The sequence below is a fragment of the Candidatus Skiveiella danica genome, assembly GCF_022705245.1.
In the GTDB taxonomy this organism is placed as follows: Bacteria; Pseudomonadota; Gammaproteobacteria; order Burkholderiales; family Burkholderiaceae_C; genus Skiveiella; species Skiveiella danica.
On sequence record NZ_JAKJEW010000007.1, the window covers coordinates 82,128 to 98,967 of the forward strand.

At 66.4% G+C, this 16,840-nt stretch carries 19 protein-coding genes; 13 read left to right on the forward strand and 6 right to left on the reverse strand.

Annotation, left to right across the window (positions count from 1 at the left end; all coding sequences use genetic code 11):
• Nucleotides 1-73: 73 nt before the first annotated feature.
• The 10 genes from ACMUOY_RS05815 (at nucleotide 74) to ACMUOY_RS05860 (ending at nucleotide 8,977) form a co-directional block, all read left to right on the forward strand.
• Nucleotides 74-1,102 carry an amidohydrolase family protein gene (locus ACMUOY_RS05815; protein WP_413891817.1) on the forward strand — a complete coding sequence of 343 codons (1,029 nt, stop codon included), beginning with the start codon at nucleotides 74-76 and terminating at the stop codon, nucleotides 1,100-1,102.
• A gap of 315 nt (nucleotides 1,103-1,417) precedes the next feature.
• The gene (gene ligK, locus ACMUOY_RS05820; protein WP_413891757.1) at nucleotides 1,418-2,101 is read left to right on the forward strand and encodes a 4-carboxy-4-hydroxy-2-oxoadipate aldolase/oxaloacetate decarboxylase; all 684 of its coding nucleotides are present in this window, start codon (nucleotides 1,418-1,420) and stop codon (nucleotides 2,099-2,101) included.
• Between the two features lie 34 nt (nucleotides 2,102-2,135).
• Nucleotides 2,136-2,939 carry a transporter substrate-binding domain-containing protein gene (locus ACMUOY_RS05825; protein WP_413891758.1) on the forward strand — a complete coding sequence of 268 codons (804 nt, stop codon included), beginning with the start codon at nucleotides 2,136-2,138 and terminating at the stop codon, nucleotides 2,937-2,939.
• Between the two features lie 36 nt (nucleotides 2,940-2,975).
• Nucleotides 2,976-3,968 carry a Bug family tripartite tricarboxylate transporter substrate binding protein gene (locus ACMUOY_RS05830; RefSeq protein WP_413891759.1) on the forward strand — a complete coding sequence of 331 codons (993 nt, stop codon included), beginning with the start codon at nucleotides 2,976-2,978 and terminating at the stop codon, nucleotides 3,966-3,968.
• 24 nt (nucleotides 3,969-3,992) lie between these two features.
• Entirely contained in the window at nucleotides 3,993-4,931 is a 939-nt protein-coding gene (locus ACMUOY_RS05835; protein WP_413891760.1) for an amidohydrolase family protein, read from the forward strand.
• Nucleotides 4,932-4,933: 2 nt separating this feature from the next.
• The gene (ligA, locus tag ACMUOY_RS05840; RefSeq protein ID WP_413891761.1) at nucleotides 4,934-5,377 is read left to right on the forward strand and encodes a protocatechuate 4,5-dioxygenase subunit alpha; all 444 of its coding nucleotides are present in this window, start codon (nucleotides 4,934-4,936) and stop codon (nucleotides 5,375-5,377) included.
• Nucleotides 5,378-5,379: 2 nt separating this feature from the next.
• Nucleotides 5,380-6,264: a class III extradiol dioxygenase subunit beta gene (locus tag ACMUOY_RS05845; RefSeq protein WP_413891762.1), complete on the forward strand. Its 885-nt coding sequence runs from the start codon at nucleotides 5,380-5,382 to the stop codon at nucleotides 6,262-6,264.
• 37 nt (nucleotides 6,265-6,301) lie between these two features.
• Nucleotides 6,302-7,255: a Gfo/Idh/MocA family oxidoreductase gene (locus ACMUOY_RS05850; protein WP_413891763.1), complete on the forward strand. Its 954-nt coding sequence runs from the start codon at nucleotides 6,302-6,304 to the stop codon at nucleotides 7,253-7,255.
• A gap of 38 nt (nucleotides 7,256-7,293) precedes the next feature.
• Nucleotides 7,294-7,941: a DUF599 domain-containing protein gene (locus ACMUOY_RS05855; protein ID WP_413891764.1), complete on the forward strand. Its 648-nt coding sequence runs from the start codon at nucleotides 7,294-7,296 to the stop codon at nucleotides 7,939-7,941.
• A 25-nt stretch (nucleotides 7,942-7,966) separates the two neighbouring features.
• Nucleotides 7,967-8,977, forward strand: a complete 1,011-nt coding sequence (locus tag ACMUOY_RS05860) for an aldo/keto reductase (protein ID WP_413891765.1) — start codon at nucleotides 7,967-7,969, stop codon at nucleotides 8,975-8,977.
• A gap of 91 nt (nucleotides 8,978-9,068) precedes the next feature.
• Here ACMUOY_RS05860 and ACMUOY_RS05865 read toward each other — a convergent pair whose 3' ends face one another.
• Nucleotides 9,069-10,049, reverse strand: a complete 981-nt coding sequence (locus tag ACMUOY_RS05865; protein ID WP_413891766.1) for a TauD/TfdA family dioxygenase — start codon at nucleotides 10,047-10,049, stop codon at nucleotides 9,069-9,071.
• 120 nt (nucleotides 10,050-10,169) lie between these two features.
• Between ACMUOY_RS05865 and ACMUOY_RS05870 the strand changes: the two genes are divergently transcribed.
• Nucleotides 10,170-11,045 (forward strand): LysR family transcriptional regulator, encoded by an 876-nt coding sequence (locus ACMUOY_RS05870; RefSeq protein WP_413891767.1) that lies wholly within the window; start codon nucleotides 10,170-10,172, stop codon nucleotides 11,043-11,045.
• A gap of 3 nt (nucleotides 11,046-11,048) precedes the next feature.
• Here ACMUOY_RS05870 and ACMUOY_RS05875 read toward each other — a convergent pair whose 3' ends face one another.
• Genes ACMUOY_RS05875 through uraD form a run of 3 tightly spaced genes read right to left on the reverse strand, consistent with a single transcriptional unit; the run spans nucleotide 11,049 to nucleotide 13,011 of the window.
• Nucleotides 11,049-11,417: a hydroxyisourate hydrolase gene (locus ACMUOY_RS05875; RefSeq protein WP_413891768.1), complete on the reverse strand. Its 369-nt coding sequence runs from the start codon at nucleotides 11,415-11,417 to the stop codon at nucleotides 11,049-11,051.
• A gap of 20 nt (nucleotides 11,418-11,437) precedes the next feature.
• Nucleotides 11,438-12,418: a Bug family tripartite tricarboxylate transporter substrate binding protein gene (locus tag ACMUOY_RS05880; RefSeq protein ID WP_413891769.1), complete on the reverse strand. Its 981-nt coding sequence runs from the start codon at nucleotides 12,416-12,418 to the stop codon at nucleotides 11,438-11,440.
• Nucleotides 12,415-13,011 carry a 2-oxo-4-hydroxy-4-carboxy-5-ureidoimidazoline decarboxylase gene (uraD, locus tag ACMUOY_RS05885; RefSeq protein ID WP_413891770.1) on the reverse strand — a complete coding sequence of 199 codons (597 nt, stop codon included), beginning with the start codon at nucleotides 13,009-13,011 and terminating at the stop codon, nucleotides 12,415-12,417. The genes ACMUOY_RS05880 and uraD overlap by 4 nt, the downstream gene beginning before the upstream one ends.
• Before the next feature lie 85 nt (nucleotides 13,012-13,096).
• Here uraD and ACMUOY_RS05890 point away from each other — a divergent pair, with 85 nt between their 5' ends.
• On the forward strand, nucleotides 13,097-14,029 hold the full coding sequence (locus ACMUOY_RS05890; protein ID WP_413891771.1) for a LysR family transcriptional regulator: 933 nt from the start codon (nucleotides 13,097-13,099) through the stop codon (nucleotides 14,027-14,029).
• Between the two features lie 38 nt (nucleotides 14,030-14,067).
• On the opposite strand, the gene ACMUOY_RS05895 is transcribed toward ACMUOY_RS05890, so the two are convergent.
• Together ACMUOY_RS05895 and ACMUOY_RS05900 are read right to left on the reverse strand one after the other, a co-directional pair.
• Nucleotides 14,068-15,105 carry an alcohol dehydrogenase catalytic domain-containing protein gene (locus ACMUOY_RS05895; RefSeq protein ID WP_413891772.1) on the reverse strand — a complete coding sequence of 346 codons (1,038 nt, stop codon included), beginning with the start codon at nucleotides 15,103-15,105 and terminating at the stop codon, nucleotides 14,068-14,070.
• Nucleotides 15,106-15,197: 92 nt separating this feature from the next.
• Nucleotides 15,198-16,193, reverse strand: a complete 996-nt coding sequence (locus tag ACMUOY_RS05900; RefSeq protein ID WP_413891773.1) for an alpha/beta hydrolase family protein — start codon at nucleotides 16,191-16,193, stop codon at nucleotides 15,198-15,200.
• Between the two features lie 161 nt (nucleotides 16,194-16,354).
• Here ACMUOY_RS05900 and ACMUOY_RS05905 point away from each other — a divergent pair, with 161 nt between their 5' ends.
• A complete protein-coding gene (locus ACMUOY_RS05905; RefSeq protein WP_413891774.1) occupies nucleotides 16,355-16,822 on the forward strand; it encodes a Spy/CpxP family protein refolding chaperone in 468 nt (155 codons plus the stop codon).
• Nucleotides 16,823-16,840: the final 18 nt, after the last annotated feature.

Sequence of the window (16,840 nt, forward strand, 5' to 3'; positions counted from 1 at the left end):
GGATGTGCCGGGGTGGACTGGCCACAATCGCCCTTCATCAGCCTCAGCCTGCAGAACGCCCATGAAAACCTCGTTGATCATCGATTGCCACGGCCACTACACCACCGCGCCCAAGGCGCTGGAAACCTGGCGCAACCAGCAGATCGCCGGCATTCAGGACCCGGCCCTGATGCCCAGAGCCGCTGACCTGAAGATCAGTGACGACGAACTGCGCGAATCGATCGAGACCAACCAGCTGCGCCTGATGAAGGAGCGTGGCAGCGACCTCACGCTGTTTTCGCCGCGCGCCAGCTTCATGGCGCACCACATCGGCGACTTCAACGTCTCCAGCACCTGGGCGGCGATCTGCAACGAGCTGTGCTTCCGCGTGAGCCAGCTGTTCCCGGACCACTTCGTGCCCGTGGCCATGTTGCCGCAAAGCCCGGGCGTGGATCCGGCCTCCTGCATCCCCGAGCTGGAGAAGTGCGTCAAGGAATACGGCGCGGTCGGCATCAACCTGAACCCGGATCCGTCGGGTGGCCACTGGAACAGCCCGCCACTGACCGACCGCCACTGGTACCCGATCTACGAGAAGATGGTCGAATACGACCTGCCGGCGATGATTCACGTCAGCACCTCGTGCAACGCCTGCTTTCACACCACGGGCGCGCACTACCTGAACGCCGACACCACCGCCTTCATGCAGTGCGTGCAGGGCGATCTGTTCAAGGATTTCCCGACGCTGAAGTTCCTGATCCCGCATGGCGGCGGTGCCGTGCCTTACCACTGGGGTCGCTTCCGTGGCCTGGCGCAGGAGATGAAGAAACCGCTGCTCACCGAGCATGTGCTGAACAACATCTTCTTCGACACCTGCGTCTACCACCAGCCGGGTATCGACCTGCTGAACACGGTGATTCCCGTGAAGAACGTGCTGTTCGCCAGCGAGATGATCGGCGCAGTGCGCGGCATCGACCCGACCACGGGCCACTACTACGACGACACCAAGCGCTACATCGAGGCCTCGACCCTCCTCAGCGCCGAGGACAAGCACCAGATCTATGAAGCCAACACGCGCCGCGTGTTTTCTCGGCTGGATGCGCGGTTGAAGGCCAAGGGGCGGTGATTGGGGGCTTCAGGTGGGGGGTGGGATCGAACATTGGATCGAGGGTGGGATCAGGGTGGCCGGGCGTTTTGCTGCGTGTCCCCCGCCCGCATGGCGGGCTCCTCCTTGACCTTCGCAAAACGCCCGGCCACCCCGATCCTGGGGCGGGCGGGTCGAACTGAAATGAGGGAGATCTCCGCGTTGGCGAGCGGCAGAGTCGGGGTGAGTCCCGCAGCGAAGTCAAGGAGGAGCCCGCTCGCGGGCGGGGGACATGAGCGGAGGGATTCGGCCCGGCTTTGTCGCGGATTCAGGTAACGAAATTTTGGAGACGTGAACATGTACGAACTAGGCGTTGTCTACAGAAACATCCAGCGTGCAGACCGCGCAGCCGCAGACGGCCTGGCCGCGCTGGGCTCGGCCACGGTGCACGAAGCCATGGGCCGTGTCGGCCTGCTCAAGCCCTACATGCGCCCCATCCAGACCGGCGTGCAGGTCTCCGGCACGGCGGTCACGGTGCTGCTGCAGCCGGGTGACAACTGGATGATGCATGTCGCGGCCGAGCAGATCCGGCCCGGCGACGTCGTGGTCGCCGCCGTCACTGCCGAATGCACCGACGGCTACTTCGGCGACCTGCTGGCCACCAGCTTCCAGGCGCGCGGCGCCCGCGCCCTCATCATTGACGCGGGTGTGCGCGACGTGAAGACGCTGAAGGAAATGAACTTCCCGGTCTGGAGCAAGGCGATCAGCAGCAAGGGCACGATCAAAGCGACACTGGGGTCGGTGAACATCCCCATCGTGTGCGCCGGCATGCTGGTCACGCCCGGCGACGTGATCGTGGCCGACGACGACGGCGTGGTCTGCGTGCCCGCCGCGCGTGCGGTGCAGACGCTGGAGGCCGCGATCAAGCGCGAGAGCTTCGAAGGCGAAAAGCGCGCCAAGCTGGCCTCGGGCGTGCTGGGCCTGGACATGTACAAGATGCGCGAGCCGCTGGCGGCCGCGGGACTGAAGTACATCGACTGAACTCCGCTGCCGCGAGCCCATCAGCGAGCCGACCATGAACCTTCTTCGCAGAGTCCTGATTGCAGCGGCCATCGGCTTGCCGCTGCTGGTCGCCGGTTGCGCGGCGACGGCGCCCGCGGTGGACCCCGCGGTCGCCCGGGTCCTGGCACCCACCGGCACCCTGCGCGTGGGGGTGTACCCGGGCAGCCCCACCTCGCTGGTGGTCAATCCGAAGACGGGTGAGAGAGCCGGCGTGGCGATGGAGCTGGGCCAGGCGTTGGGCAGTCGGCTCGGTGTGCCGGTGCAGGTGGTCGAGTTCGGCCGGCTGGCGCTGGTGCTCGACGCGCTGAAGGTGGGCGCGGTGGATTTCACCTTTACCAATGCCACCGAGGCTCGCGCCAAAGACATGGCGTTCACATCGCCCCTGATCCAACTGGAGCTCGGCAATCTGGTGCCGCCCGGATCGGTGATCGCCACCGTGGCCGACGTGGACCGGGCCGCACACCGCGTGGGCGTCACCGAGGGCAGCAGTTCCCAAGGCGTGCTGACGCGAACCTTCAAGCAGGCTGTCGTGGTGCCCGTCGCCTCGATCAAGCTGGGCCAGGAGTTGCTCAGGCAGCGCAAGCTGGACGCCTTTGCGACCAACAAGGGCATCCTGTTCGAAATGGCCGACGATCTGCCCGGTTTCCGCGTGCTCGACGGCCGGTGGGGTCTGGAGAACCTGGCCATCGCCATTCCGAAAGGACGTGAGACCGCGTTGCCCTTCGTCGGCCAGTTCGCGCAGGGCGTGCAGGCCAGCGGTCAGCTGCAAGCCATCATCACCCGGGCCGGCCTGCGTGGCACGGCCCGCCCCGATTGAGTTCCCGCGCGTCCCAACCCCTCAGGAGACATCAGCATGAAGAACGTCCATTTCCTGTCCAGCCGCCGGCTCGGCCTTGCCTGTGTGATGGCGACCCTTGCGGCCGTCCTTCCCCTTCAGGCCTTGTCACAGGTTTACCCGGCCAAGCCCGTCAAGGTGCTGGTCGGCTTCACGGCCGGCGGCGCGGTCGACCTGATTGCCCGCAGCGTCGGCCAGGTGATGCAGGCCAGCCTGGGGCAGCCAATCGTGGTGGAAAACAAGCCCGGCGCTGGCACCAACATTGCGATGAAGGCGCTGATCGACGCGCCGCCCGATGGCTACACGCTGATGCTGACGGCCAACTCCATCGCGGCCAACCCGGCCTTGTACAAGCCGGCGCCGTTCGACCCCGAAAAAGACGTGGCCCCGGTGGCGCTGGTCGGGCGCGTGCCGGTGGTCATCGCGGCGAATGCCGCGTCGCCTTACACCAGCGTGGCCCAGTTGATCCAGGCCGCCAAGGGCAAGCCGAACACCATCGCGTACGGGTCGCCGGGCAATGGTGCCACCCCGCACATGGCCATGGAGTTCTTCACGCGCGCGGCCGGCGTTGACCTGCAACACATTCCCTACAAGGGCGGCAGCCAGGCGATCACCGACGCGATCGGCGGACAGATTCCGCTGGTGGCGGTGAACGCGCTGGAAGTGCTGCCGCACGTCAAGTCCGGCAAGCTGCGCGTGATCGCGGTGCTGAGTCCCAACCGCTCGTCCATCTACCCGGACGTGCCGACCATTGCGGAGTCCGGTTTTCCAGGCTTTGAGGCTTCGGTGTGGTACGGCTTCATTGCGCCTGCGGCCACACCCAAGGCGGTGGTGGAGCGCCTGCATGCCGAGGTCGAAAAAGCCCTGCAAAACCCCGAGGTGCGTGCGCGCCTGGCCAATGCCGGCGGCGAGGTGCTGCCTGGCACCACTGAGCAGTTCGCCGCGCTGATCCGCGCCGAGCGCGTGCGCTACGAGAAATTGGTGCGTGAGGCCAATATCAAGCCCGATTGAATCCCTTCAACTTTTAACTGACCCATGTCCAAACCTGTAAGCGGTGATTTCACCAAGACAACCGGCTGGCTCGACTGGTACACCGGTCCCTCCAGACCCACCTTCAAACTGCCCGCTGGCAGCGTGGACGCCCACTGCCACGTCTTCGGCCCGGGTGCCGAGTTTCCCTACGCGCCCGAGCGCAAGTACACGCCCTGCGACGCCAGCAAGGCGCAGCTGTTCGCGCTGCGCGACCACCTGGGTTTCGCGCGCAACGTCATCGTGCAGGCTACCTGCCACGGCGCCGACAACCGCGCCATGGTCGATGCCTGTCGCTCCAGCGGTGGCAAGGCGCGTGGCGTGGCCACGGTGAAGCGCTCGGTCACCGACGAGGAACTGCAGCAACTGCACGCCGCTGGCGTGCGCGGCGTGCGTTTCAACTTCGTCAAGCGCCTGGTCGACTTCACGCCCAAGGACGAGCTGATGGAGATCGCCGCTCGCATCGCCAAGCTCGGCTGGCACGTGGTGATCTATTTCGAGGCGGTCGACCTGCCTGAGCTGTGGGACTTCTTCACCGCGCTGCCCGCCACCGTGGTGGTGGACCACATGGGCCGACCGGATGTCTCATTGCCCGTGGACGGTCCGCAGTTCGCGTTGTTCGAGAAGTTCATGCGCGAGCACACCAACGTCTGGAGCAAGGTGAGCTGTCCCGAGCGCCTGTCGGTCACCGGCCCCAAGGCGCTGGACGGCCAGCAGAATGCCTACACCGACGTGATCCCGTTCGCGAAACGCATCGTCGAGCAGTTCCCCGACCGCGTGCTCTGGGGCACCGACTGGCCGCATCCCAACCTGAAGGACCACATGCCCGACGATGGCCTGCTGGTGGACTTCATTCCGCACATTGCGCCCACGGCCGAGCTGCAACGCAAGCTGCTGGTGGACAACCCGATGCGTCTCTACTGGCCCGAAGAAGTGAAAGGCTGACCATGGCACTTGATAAACCTTACCAGGACGTCCCTGGGACGATCATCTTCGACGCCGAGCAGAGCCGCAAAGGCTACTGGCTCAACCAGTTCTGCATGAGCCTGATGAAGGCCGCGAACCGCGAGCGCTTCAAGGCCGACGAGCGCGCCTATCTGGATGAGTGGCCGATGACCGACGAGCAGAAGCAGGCCGTGCTCGCGCGCGACCTCAACTGGTGCATGCGCACCGGCGGCAACATCTACTTCCTGGCCAAGATCGGCGCCACCGACGGCAAGAGCTTCCAGCAGATGGCGGGCTCCATGACGGGCATGACCGAGGACGAGTACCGCGCCATGATGGTGGCCGGCGGCCGCAGCGTCGAAGGCAACCGCTACCTCGGCGAGGACGGCGACGCACAACCCCATCGCCAGCCGCAAGGGGCGGCGGGCCAGAAGAAGGGAGCCTGACCATGGCCCGCATCACCGCATCCGTCTACACCTCGCACGTGCCCGCCATCGGCGCGGCCCTGGACCTGGGCAAGACCCAGGAAGCCTACTGGCAGCCGGTCTTCAAGGGCTACGAATTCTCCAAGCAGTGGATGAAGGACAACAAGCCCGACGTCGTGTTCCTGGTCTACAACGACCACGCCACCGCCTTCAGCCTGGAGATGATTCCCACCTTCGCCATCGGCACGGCGGCCGCGTACCAGCCCGCCGACGAGGGCTGGGGTCCGCGGCCGGTGCCCACCGTCATCGGCCATCCGGAGCTTGCTTCGCACATCGCCCAGTCGGTCATCCAGCAGGATTTCGACCTCACCATCGTCAACAAGATGGATGTGGACCACGGCCTCACCGTGCCGCTGTCGCTGATGTGTGGCGAGCTGGACCCCAAGAAGGACGCCTGGCCCTGCCCGGTGATTCCGTTCGCGGTCAATGTGGTGCAGTACCCGGTGCCGTCCGGCCGTCGCTGCTTCATGCTCGGCCAGGCCATCCGCAAGGCGGTGGAGAGCTATGACGACAACCTCAACGTGCACATCTGGGGCACCGGTGGCATGAGCCACCAGCTCCAGGGCGCGCGCGCAGGCCTGATCAACCGCGAGTGGGACAACGCCTGGCTCGACCAGATGATTGCCGACCCGGTGGCCTGTGCCGCCACGCCGCACATCGACTACGTGCGCGAAGCTGGCAGTGAAGGCATCGAACTCGTGATGTGGCTGATCGCCCGCGGCGCCATGTCCGACGTGGTCGATGGCAAGGTGCAGGGCCCGGCGCCCAAGGTGCGCCACCGCTTCTACCATGTGCCCGCGTCGAACACCGCCGTGGGTCACCTGATTCTCGAAAATTCGGCGGCTTGAGTCGCTGAATTTCGCCAAAACGCTTAAGGAACTCTCCATGACCATCAAAGTCGCTCTCGCCGGTGCCGGCGCCTTCGGCATCAAGCACCTGGACGGCATCAAGAACATTCCCGATGTCGAAGTGATCTCGCTGATCAGCCGCGAACTGGACAAGACCCTTGAAGTCGCCGCGAAATACGGCATTCCCCACGTCACCACTGACCTGGCCGACAGCCTGGCTATTCCAGATCTGGACGCCGTGATCCTGTGCACGCCCACGCAGATGCACGCCAGCCAGTCCATTGCCTGCCTCGAAGCGGGCAAGCACGTGCAGGTGGAAATCCCGCTGTGTGATATGTACAAAGACGGCCAGGCCGTGGCCGCGCTGCAGAAGCAGACCGGCAAGGTGGCCATGGTGGGCCACACCCGCCGCTTCAACCCCAGCCACCAGTACGTGCACAAGAAGATCAAGGCGGGTGAGTTCAATATCCAGCAGATGGATGTGCAGACCTACTTCTTCCGCCGAACCAACATGAATGCGCTGGGCCAGCCGCGCAGCTGGACCGACCACCTGCTGTGGCACCACGCCGCCCACACCGTGGACCTGTTCGCCTACCAATGTGGCAGCCCCATCGTGAAGGCCAACGCCATCCAGGGCCCGATCCACCCCGTGCTGGGCATCGCCATGGACATGAGCATCCAGCTCAAGGCCGCCAACGGTGCGATCTGCACCTTGAGCCTGAGCTTCAACAACGACGGCCCGCTGGGAACGTTCTTCCGCTACATCGGCGACACCGCCACCTACATCGCGCGCTACGACGATCTGTTCAACGGCAAGGACGAGAAGATTGACGTCTCCCAGGTGGACGTGTCCATGAACGGCATCGAGCTGCAGGACCGCGAATTCTTCGCCGCCATCCGCGAAGGCCGAGAGCCCAACAGCAGCGTGCACCAGGTGCTGGACTGCTACCGCGTGCTGCACGATCTGGAGCAGCAGCTCGAGGCAGCCTGAACCCGGAAGGGATGGAGAGTGCCGCTTATCATCGGCCCATGCTGATGAATTCATTGCTCGCCTGGTCCCTCGCGGCTTTCAGTCTGTTGCTGCTGGTGGCCTATGAAGGCAGGCTGTACTGGATCGGAAGACACCACCCCGAGCGAACCGCCCGTTACGCCAATGTGCGATTGCGCATGAAATGGGTCACAGCCATGTCATCGCAACCAGGGTTCGAGGTGGTCGCTGTTCAGGCGCTGCGCAACACCCTGATGTCGGCCACCATTTCAGCTTCGACGGCTGCATTGGCCGTGATGGGTTCGGTCACCCTGGCCGGCGGTTCGTTGGCCGGAAAGTTCACGTTGGGCGCGCTGGATGAACAGCTCCACGCGGTCTTGCAGGCGATGCTGGTCATGACCCTGTTTGCCTCTTACGTCTGTTCTGCCATGGCAATGCGCCACTATGGGCATGCAAGCTTCATCATGTCGATGCCGGTGTCGAGCCCGGAGCGCGTGACGTTCACGCCGGCGGCTGTCACCCACGTTCACCGGGCGGGCCTTTTGTACAGCTGGGGTCTGCGCCTGTTCCTCATGGCGGCGCCGCTGGTTGCGGGCATCGTCCACCCTGCTGCCATGCCCGTGGTGACGGTCTTGTTGCTGGTGGCGCTGCATTTTTTTGATCAGCCGGCCCTGCTCGATGTCGAGTGAGCGGCAGACCCAACCGGAGCGCACCATGCCATCAAGACAGCTCGGCCCCTTTACCGTCAGTGCCATCGGCCTGGGCTGCATGAACATCTGCCACGCCTATGGCGCACCCGTGTCCGAGGCCCAGGCCGAGCGGCTGCTGCTGGCCGCGCTGGATGCTGGCGTTTCGCACTTCGACACCGCGGCACTGTACGGTTTCGGTGCGAGCGAAACGATGGTGGGCAAGGTGCTGGGCCCACACCGCGCCAAGTTCACGCTGGCCAGCAAATGCGGCATGCAGGGCGTGGACGTGGCGGGCGACGGCAAGCTGGTGCGGGTGATCGACGGGCGCCCGGACACGCTCAAGACCACCTGCGAGGCGGCCCTGAAGCGCCTGCGCACCGATGTGATCGACCTGTATTACCTGCATCGTTGGGACAAGCAAGTGCCGATCGAAGACAGCGTGGGCGCGCTGGCGGACCTGGTGCGCGCGGGCAAGATCCGCGCGATCGGCCTGTCGGAAGTGTCCGCCGCCACGCTGCGCCGCGCGCACGAGGTGCACCCGATTGCCGCGCTGCAGACCGAGTACTCGCTGTGGACGCGCAACCCCGAAATCGCGGTGCTGCAGGCCTGCCGCGAGCTGGGCGTGAGTTTCGTCGCCTTCAGTCCGGTGGCGCGCGGTTTCCTGTGCGGGCCGCTCGACGTGAACGCCTTTGACGCCAAGGACATCCGCCGCACCATGCCACGTTTCACGCCGGCCAACTACGCCCGAAACCAGGCGCTACTGCCACCGTTCAACGCCATTGCGTCCGAGGTCGGCTGCACGCCCTCGCAACTGGCCATCGCCTGGCTGCTGCACCAGGGCGACGACATTCTGCCGATCCCCGGCACGACCAACGTCGAGCACCTGCTGGACGACCTGGGCGCGGCGAACGTTCGCCTGTCGCCCGAGGTACTTGCTCGACTGGACGCGCTGATCAATCAGAACACCGTGTCCGGCGACCGCTACAGCGATCAGGCCAACCGGGAGGTGGACACCGAGGTGTTTGAGAGGGCCTGAATCCTGGGCCCTGGGGTTTGAATCCGGCTCATAGCGCAGATTCCACCGCCCGCCGCGGTCAGCGAGGTTCAGAGGCGGCAGCGGGGCTGGCTTACGTGGCCTGCGGCGCGGGGAATCCGTTGCGGCCCGGGAACTCGGGGGCCAGCGTGCGTGCGTTGGGCATCTTGAGCCACAGGCGCAGCATGCGCCGACGCAGCGGCTCCTCCTCGTGGTCCTCGAAGCCGTTGCGCGAGTGCAGCACCGCGTAGTTGTTCGCGAACTGCAGATCCCCCGGCTCCAGCATCATGGCCAGGCGGATGCCCGGGTCGTGCATGATCCGGTCGAACAGGTCGAGCGCCTCGATCTCCACGAGTGACAAGGGCACGCCCTTGATCTCGCAACCGAGCTCCAGGTACTGGCGCAGGTAGCGGCAGCTGAGCTTGCCCTCGTGGTAGCTGAAGATCGGCGACAGGCTCGGCTGGGGCTCGCACAGGTGCTCGAAGTAGAACATCCGGTAGTACAGGCCCAGGTACTCGGGGTGGTGCGCCAGGATCTCGTTGTAGATGCGGGCCACGCTCACCAGGCTGCTGAGGCCACCCTGTTTCGCCCGGCGCACGCACAGCAGGCCCACCACGTCCGACGGGTCGGAGTGATAGGGCAGGTACAGGTTGGTCTCGTACACCCGGGTTCGCTTGTCCGTCGGGTCGCCCACGGCCCTGACTTCGCCCAGCAGGTCGCCGCGCGGGTTCTGCCGCACCGGCGTGCCCAGGTGCAGGCCGATGCCGTAATAGACGGCTTTCAACTCGTCGTCGGTGTACCGGTGCACGGGCAGGCCGCGCAGCACTGCGAAGCCCCGGCCGTTTTCCAGTTCATCGGCCAGCGCGGGCAGCAGGCGGCCCAGCGGGCCGATGGGGAAGTCCTCGCGGGTGAAGTCGGGAAAGCGCAAGCCCTTGGCCTTGAGCGCCGCCAGCGCGCTGTCCAGCCCGTCGATGATGTCGGGGGTGAGCGGTCGCAACCAGCTTGTCTCGCTTTCAAGATCGGGGCCGCTCCAGGCGGCAGGCCCGGTGATCGGCTGCTTCAGGATGATGCTCATGGTCGTTTTCTCGTGAGTGGACGTGGGTTCGGTCCGGGTGCTCAGGGACCCGATTGAAGCAACTTAATTGCCACGGCGGAATTGCTAAATTGATCTTGCTATTGCAATAATTGCATCACCATGGCTGCAATGAATTTCGACCTGCTGGTGCTGCGCGCCTTCGTCTGCCTCGCGGGGGAATTGAACTTCGCTCGGGCGGCCACCCGCCTGCACGTGTCCGCACCGCGCCTGACCCGCATGATCCAGGGCCTCGAGGCGGAGGTCGGAACCCGGCTGCTGGCTCGGAACACCCACAGTGTTGCCCTCACCGAGCAAGGGGCCGAGTTCCTGCGCAGCGCGCGGCGCATCGTGGCCGAGGCGGACTGGGTGGGCCGGCGGCTGAACCTGCGCACCGAGGAAGGCGGCACGTTCACCGTGGGCTGCGTGTCAGGGGCGCTCTACGATGCGCTGCCCGCACGGGTGCGGGCCGCACGCCTGGAACTGCCGAACCTGCAGTTCAGGCTGGTGGAGATGACCGAGACCGCGCTGGCGCAGCAGGTGCTGGATGGCACGGTGGACATGGGCTTTACCTATTTCCCGATGCCGGACGACGAACTGGCCAGCCGCGTGGTGTCACGCAATGCGCAGTGGGTGGCGATGGAGAAACAGCACCCGTTGGCCGTGCGAGCGACCCTGGCGCTCGGTGATCTGGCCGGTGAGGTCCTGATCCTTCCTGACGAGTCCCGGTCGCCACGGCTGCACCGCTGGTACCGCGCCTTCCTGGATCCCAAGGGGCGGCGCGACTTTGCCTATGTCAATGCGAACCAGATCAGTGTGGCGCTGGGGCTGTGCGCGGCCGGTGAAGGTCTGTGCGTGTTCCCCGAGCACCTGCGTCGCCTGCGCGCCGACGACCTGCACTTCGCGCCGTTGGCACGCGCACCTCGAACGGAGCTGACGGCGATCTGGCGGCACGACTCGCCCCTCAGGCAGGTGGCCCAGTTTCTGGCGCGGTGGTGAGGTTCACGCCCCGCCGCGAAACAGCGAAAAGCCCCAGGCCGTGAATTTGAACGGCAGGTGGTAATGCTGGCTGGCTTCGGCAATGTGGAAGCGGTAAGGCACGACCTCCAGAAACGCCGGTGAGGGCACCGGAGCACCCTGCGCCCGGTAGAAATCCCCCACCCGAAAGCTGGCCTCGTAGCCCCCCGGGGTGATGGCTTCGCTCATCAGCGCCGGGTGCGCCAGCAGGCCGTTGGCGCCGACGACGCCTTCCGCGAGCACATCATTGAGCGGCTCGCCATCGGCGCCGAGCCGCCGCACGATCACCTGCAGCCCGGCCGCGACACGGCCCGAGGCCACGTCGACGCAATGGATCGATAGACCTCCGCTCATCGTGGGTGCCTCGCGCCGGCTCAGTTCAATTTGGCGCCGGAAGCCTTCACCGCGGGGCCCCACTCGGCCACCTGCTTGGCCACAAAGTCGGCGAACTCGGCCTGCGTCATCTTGTGGGGCGCGATGCCCATGTCGTCCAGGCGCTTGGAAATGTCGGGCCGGACCACGACCTCGTTGACCGCCTTGTGCACTTTCTCCACGACGTCCTTCGGCACGCCAGCCGGTGCGGAGATGCCCAGGAAATTCTCGGCCACGAGCTTCGGAAAGCCGGCCTCGATTACGGTGGGCACGTTCGGGGCCATGGCCATGCGCTGGCGCGAGGTCACCGCGATGCCCACGAGCTTGCCATCCTTGATGAACGGCACGTTCTGCGTCAGCGTGTCCACCGCGAACTGCAGGGTGCCGCCCAGCAGGTCGCTGTGCATGGGTCCAGAGCCCTTGTAAGGCACGTGTTCCATGTTCAGCCCGTATTGCTGCTTGAACATCTCCCCGACGATGTGGCCGATGGAGCCCACGCCGCCCGAGCCGTAGTTGACCGGCTTGGTCTGCGCCTTGATCCAGGCCACCAGCTCCGTCATCGTCTTGGCGGGCACCGACGGGTTCACCACGAACACGTTGGGGACGGAGCCGATGTAGGCGATGTGGGTGAAGCTCTTGATCGGATCGTAGGGCGACTTGTCGAGCATGAAGGGCGAGATGCTGATCGGTGCGGTGTTCGACAGCAGCAGCGTGTAGCCGTCGGCGGGCGCCTTGGCCACTTCATTGGCGCCGATGGTGCTGCCGGCGCCGGGCTTGTTGTCCACGATCACCGGTTGCCCCAGCTTTTCTGCCAGGCCGGGCTGCAGCAGCCGCGCCACGATGTCCGACGAACCTCCCGGCGCAAAGGTCACGATGATCTTGATGGGCTTCTGCGGCCAGGCTTGCGCATGGGCGCTGGTGACGGCCAGCGGCAGCAGCGTGGCGGCGGCGGTGGCCAGGAGAAGGTGGCGTCGAGAGGTCATGGCAGGGTCCTTGAGGCAGTTGAAACGGGGGAGGGCGGGGTTGCAGGGGGGCAGTCGTCGTCATGCACGGCGCGTGCCAGCCGGCCGCGCATCACTTCGCAGACCTGGTTCAGCGCGATCGGCCATTCGGTGTCGGGGTCATGGCGCAGGCGCTCTTCGCCGGCTTGCAGCACGGAGGCCAGCGAGTCGTGCAGGCGCAGCGCCACGATGAAGGGAAAGTCAAAGCGGGCCTGGTAGGCGCGGTTGAGCGCGGCAAGGCGTGCCATGGTCTGGGGGCTCAGGGCCATCAGTCCAAGGCGCGCCTGCTCGGCGCTCGAATCGGGCGTCATGGTGCCGGCCACGGCTTCGCGGCCGGCCAGTTCGGGGTGCGCGCAAAGCAGGGCGATCTTCTCTGGTCGTGTGGCGTCGTGGATGCACTGGCACAGCGTTTCGAACAACGCCGAAAACGACGTGAATGGCGCCTGCACCCAGGCACGCTCCACCACCCAGGGCGAATGCTCCACGACGCCGCCCAGGCGGACCACAAAGCCTGCGTGGTCCAGCGCCTGGAGCACAGCAATCGGCAGTGGATTCGGGCTGATGGCGGTCGTCATGGGAGGCAGTGTGCAAGCAGCTTGCATTGCTGTCCATCGCATAATTAAGCATGTTCCATCCTGTTTCTGGCAACGCATGGCCACCTTGAACTCCCCCCTGCATCCCAAGGCCCTGCGCTATCTGGCGGCTGTGGCCCAGCTCGGGTCGGTGCAGGCGGCCGCCCGCGAGGTGTCGATCTCGGCCTCGGCCATCGACCGCCAGATCCTCATGCTGGAGGAAGACATGGGCGTGCCGCTGTTCGAGCGGCTGCCGCGCGGCATGCGGCTCACGGCAGCCGGGGAGCTGCTGCTGGCGCTGTCGCAGCGCTGGAAGACCGACCTCAACCGCACGCTGTCCGACGTCAAGCAGTTGCAGGGCGTGAGCCAGGGCCAGCTCCGGCTTGCGGCCATGGACAGCCACGTGAACGGCTTTCTGCCTGGCTTCATCCACCGTGTGGCGCAGGAGCACCCCGGCATCGTTCTGGAAGTGGACGTCGTCAGCACCGACGAGGCCGTGCGCTGCCTGACCGAGGGAGCCGTGGACCTGGCCATCGCCTTCAACCTCAAGCCGCAGCGCGAACTGCACCTGGTCTGGACGGCCGACCTGCCGCTGGGCTGCGTGGCAGCCACCGGCCATGCGCTGGCGGCCTCCAGGCAGGTCACGTTCAAGGAGGTCGCCGCCTGGCCGCTGGCGGTGCAAAGCCACGCGCTGGCGATCCGCCGTTACCTGGAGCGCCGTCACAGCTGGCTGCTGCAGGAAGCGCGCCCGCCGCTGGTGACCAATTCATTGCAACTCGTCAAGAGCCTGGTCAAGAGCGGCAGCCATGTCGCGCTAACCTCCGAGCTGGACGCCGGCCCGGAAATCCTGGAGGGCAGCGTGCGCTTCATCCTGCTGAGCGACAAGAACGCCCAGCCCCAGACCATCGGCGTGGCCATCAGCGCGAGCCGCTCCATCCCGCGCATCGGGCGCATCGTGGCCGACCTGCTGGCCGGGCATGTCGAGGCCTATTTGGCCAGCGTGCGACGGGCGGGGCGCTGAAGCGGCCCCGCGGACCGAGGCTGCCGTGCGCCTGGCCCTCAGTGCGCGTGCTGTCCGCCGCAGCAGCGCAGCACGACCCGCCCGCTGATCTGGCCGCGCCGCATGCGCTCGAACACGGCATTCACTTCGGCCAGCGGCCGGGTTTCGGTGATGCAGCGCAGCTGGCCTTCGGCGGCCATCTGAAGCACGGCGCGCATGTCGTCGCGCGTGCCCACGGACGAGGCGATGATGCGCGCCTCGATGCCCACCAGGTTCAGCGCGGGGAAGCTCAGTGGCTCGCTGGGCAGGCCCACCACCGACAGCACGCCGTCGGGACGCAGGCACTTCAGGGCGGTGTCGTAGGCGGCTTTCGCGGCGGACGTGACCACCGCGACGTGCACACCGCCGGCCTTGCGCAGCGCCTTGATGTCGTCGGCGCTGCCCGCGTTCAGGGTTTGCACGGCGCCCAGGTCTTTCGCCAGCGCCAGCTTGGCCGGGTCCAGATCCAGCGCGATCACCTCGGCGCCCCAGGCGCGCGCGATCTGCACGGCCAGATGGCCCAGGCCGCCGACACCAAAAATGGCCACTTTCTGCCCGGCAGTCACACCGGAGCGCTTGAGCGCGCGGTACACCGTCAGCCCGGCGCAGAACAGGGGTGCGGCTTCTTCGGAGCTGAGGTTTCCGGGAATCGGCAGCGCATGGCTGGCGCGCGCGACCATGTAGTCGGCATAGCCGCCGTCCACCATCACGCCGGTGATGACGGCCTTGCGACACAGGTTTTCCATGCCCTCGCGGCAGGCTTCGCAGGTGCCGCAAGTGCTGAAGTTCCAGGCCACGCCGACCCGGTCGCCCACGGCCAGGTGGGTGACGTTGGCGCCGCGCTCCACCACGCGGCCGACCACCTCGTGGCCGGGGATCAGGTTCGCCTTGGTGGCCCCCTTGAGCGCGGGCTGGTCGCCCTCGGCCACGTGCAGGTCCGAGTGGCAGACGCCGCAGACCTCGACCTCGATCAGCACGTCGTCGGGGCCGGGCACCGGGCGCGGCACCTCTTCCACGCTGAGGGTCGGGCCGAATTCATGAAGGACGGCGGCTTGCATGGGATCTCCAATTCAGGGAAGAGGTGGGTGGCTGCCCGATTCTAGGAGCCGCCCTTGGGTCAGCCTGTCGCCAGCGCCACACGCCGGACGCGCTATTTGCGCTGCCAGACGTCGTCTTTCGCCAATCCCGCCGGCTGGGCCAGACGTGCCCACGCGGCGGCATCGTCCTGCAAAGTGGCACGCCACCAGTCGGCGCTGATGGCGGCCACCCTCCCGTGGTGCGCCGCCTGCAGGTCCCGCGTGATCGCCTCGCGCGGCACGATCTCGGCGGCCCGCCCGGTCTGGCCGGCGAAGGTCATGTGGTCCGCGTCCTGCAACACCAGGTGCGCCTTGTTTCCCGGCGGCAGCGCGGCAAAGACGGCCATGCGCCGCTCGGGCGTGGCGCCCACGCCCACCACGTCGTCATCGCGCGTGCCGGTGATCGACAGCAGCGGGCGGTCCAGCCGCTCGAAGGCGCGATGCGCATCGCCCATTACCGGTGCGGTGGGCGAGAACGCGATGAACGCGGCGAGTCGCGGCTCGGTGATCCCTTCGAATCCCGGGTAGCGCTGCCCCGCCATGCCCATCGTCGTATGTGCACCAAACGAATGGCCCGCCATGCCCGCCTGCGTCGGCCACACCTGGCCCCACTGTCCTTGTCCGGCTGCGTGGCGCCGCCCGATCTCGTCCAGCGCAAAGCCCACATCGCGCAGGCGCGCCAGCAGTTGCTGCGGCCCGGCCAGAGAACGCAGCGTGCGCTGGTCGGTGAAGGTGTTCGTGACGCTGCGCACGGCCGCCAGATCGCTGCCAGGGTGCTGCAAGTGCACCACCACGAAACCGGCCGCTGCCCAGGCCTCGCCCCACACCGAGCCGCCTTCGCGCGTGCCGCCCAGTCCGTGCGAGAAGATCACCACCGGCCAGGGTCCGGCGAAACGGGCCGCGTCCGGCCAGCGCAGCCGCACCGGCACGTCGCGCTGGCGCTCGGCGTCGGTCCAGGTTTCGTCCAGCACCGGGCCGCTTGATGGCGGCGTCTGGGCCAGCGCGGGCAGGCCCAGCCCTGGCAGCGCGCCACCCAGCAGGGCGGCAAGGCATTGGCGGCGGGTGTTCATGGCGCGGATTATGGGCAGGCCCCTGTGAACCCAATGTGTCTGGCAGGCCCGCCCTGACATAAACCGAAACAAACCGATACCGCGCCGAGAGGACGCCGCGCGCCATGCCCGGCACCATTCAAATCCTGTTCAACAACTTCTTTGAAGAAGGAAACCCTGAAATGAAACCCTGGATCAAACGCACCCTGTTCGGCCTGTTTGGCGTCTCCCTCCTCGTCGGCGGCCTCACGGCCTGCGGCCATCGCCATGGCTACGGCGCCAACGCGACGCCCGAGCAGGCCGCCGAGTTCCGCAGCAAGATGGTCGATCGCGTGAGCAGCAAGCTCGACCTCGACGCCGCGCAGAAGCAGAAGCTCACCGTGCTGGGTGACAAGCTGCACGAGCAGCGCCTCGCGATGATGGGCGCCAGCAAGGACCCGCGCGCCGACCTCAAGGCGCTGGTGGCCGGCGACAAGTTCGACAAGACCCGCGCCCAGGCCCTGGTCACCGAAAAAACCGCCGCCGTCACTGGCAAGAGCCCCGAAGTCATTGCCGCACTGGCCGACTTCTACGACAGCCTGAACCCCGCCCAGCAGCAGAAGGTGCGCGAGTTCATGGACAAGCGTGGCCGCTGGTACAACCGGGGCTGATTGGCGCAGCGGGTGCAG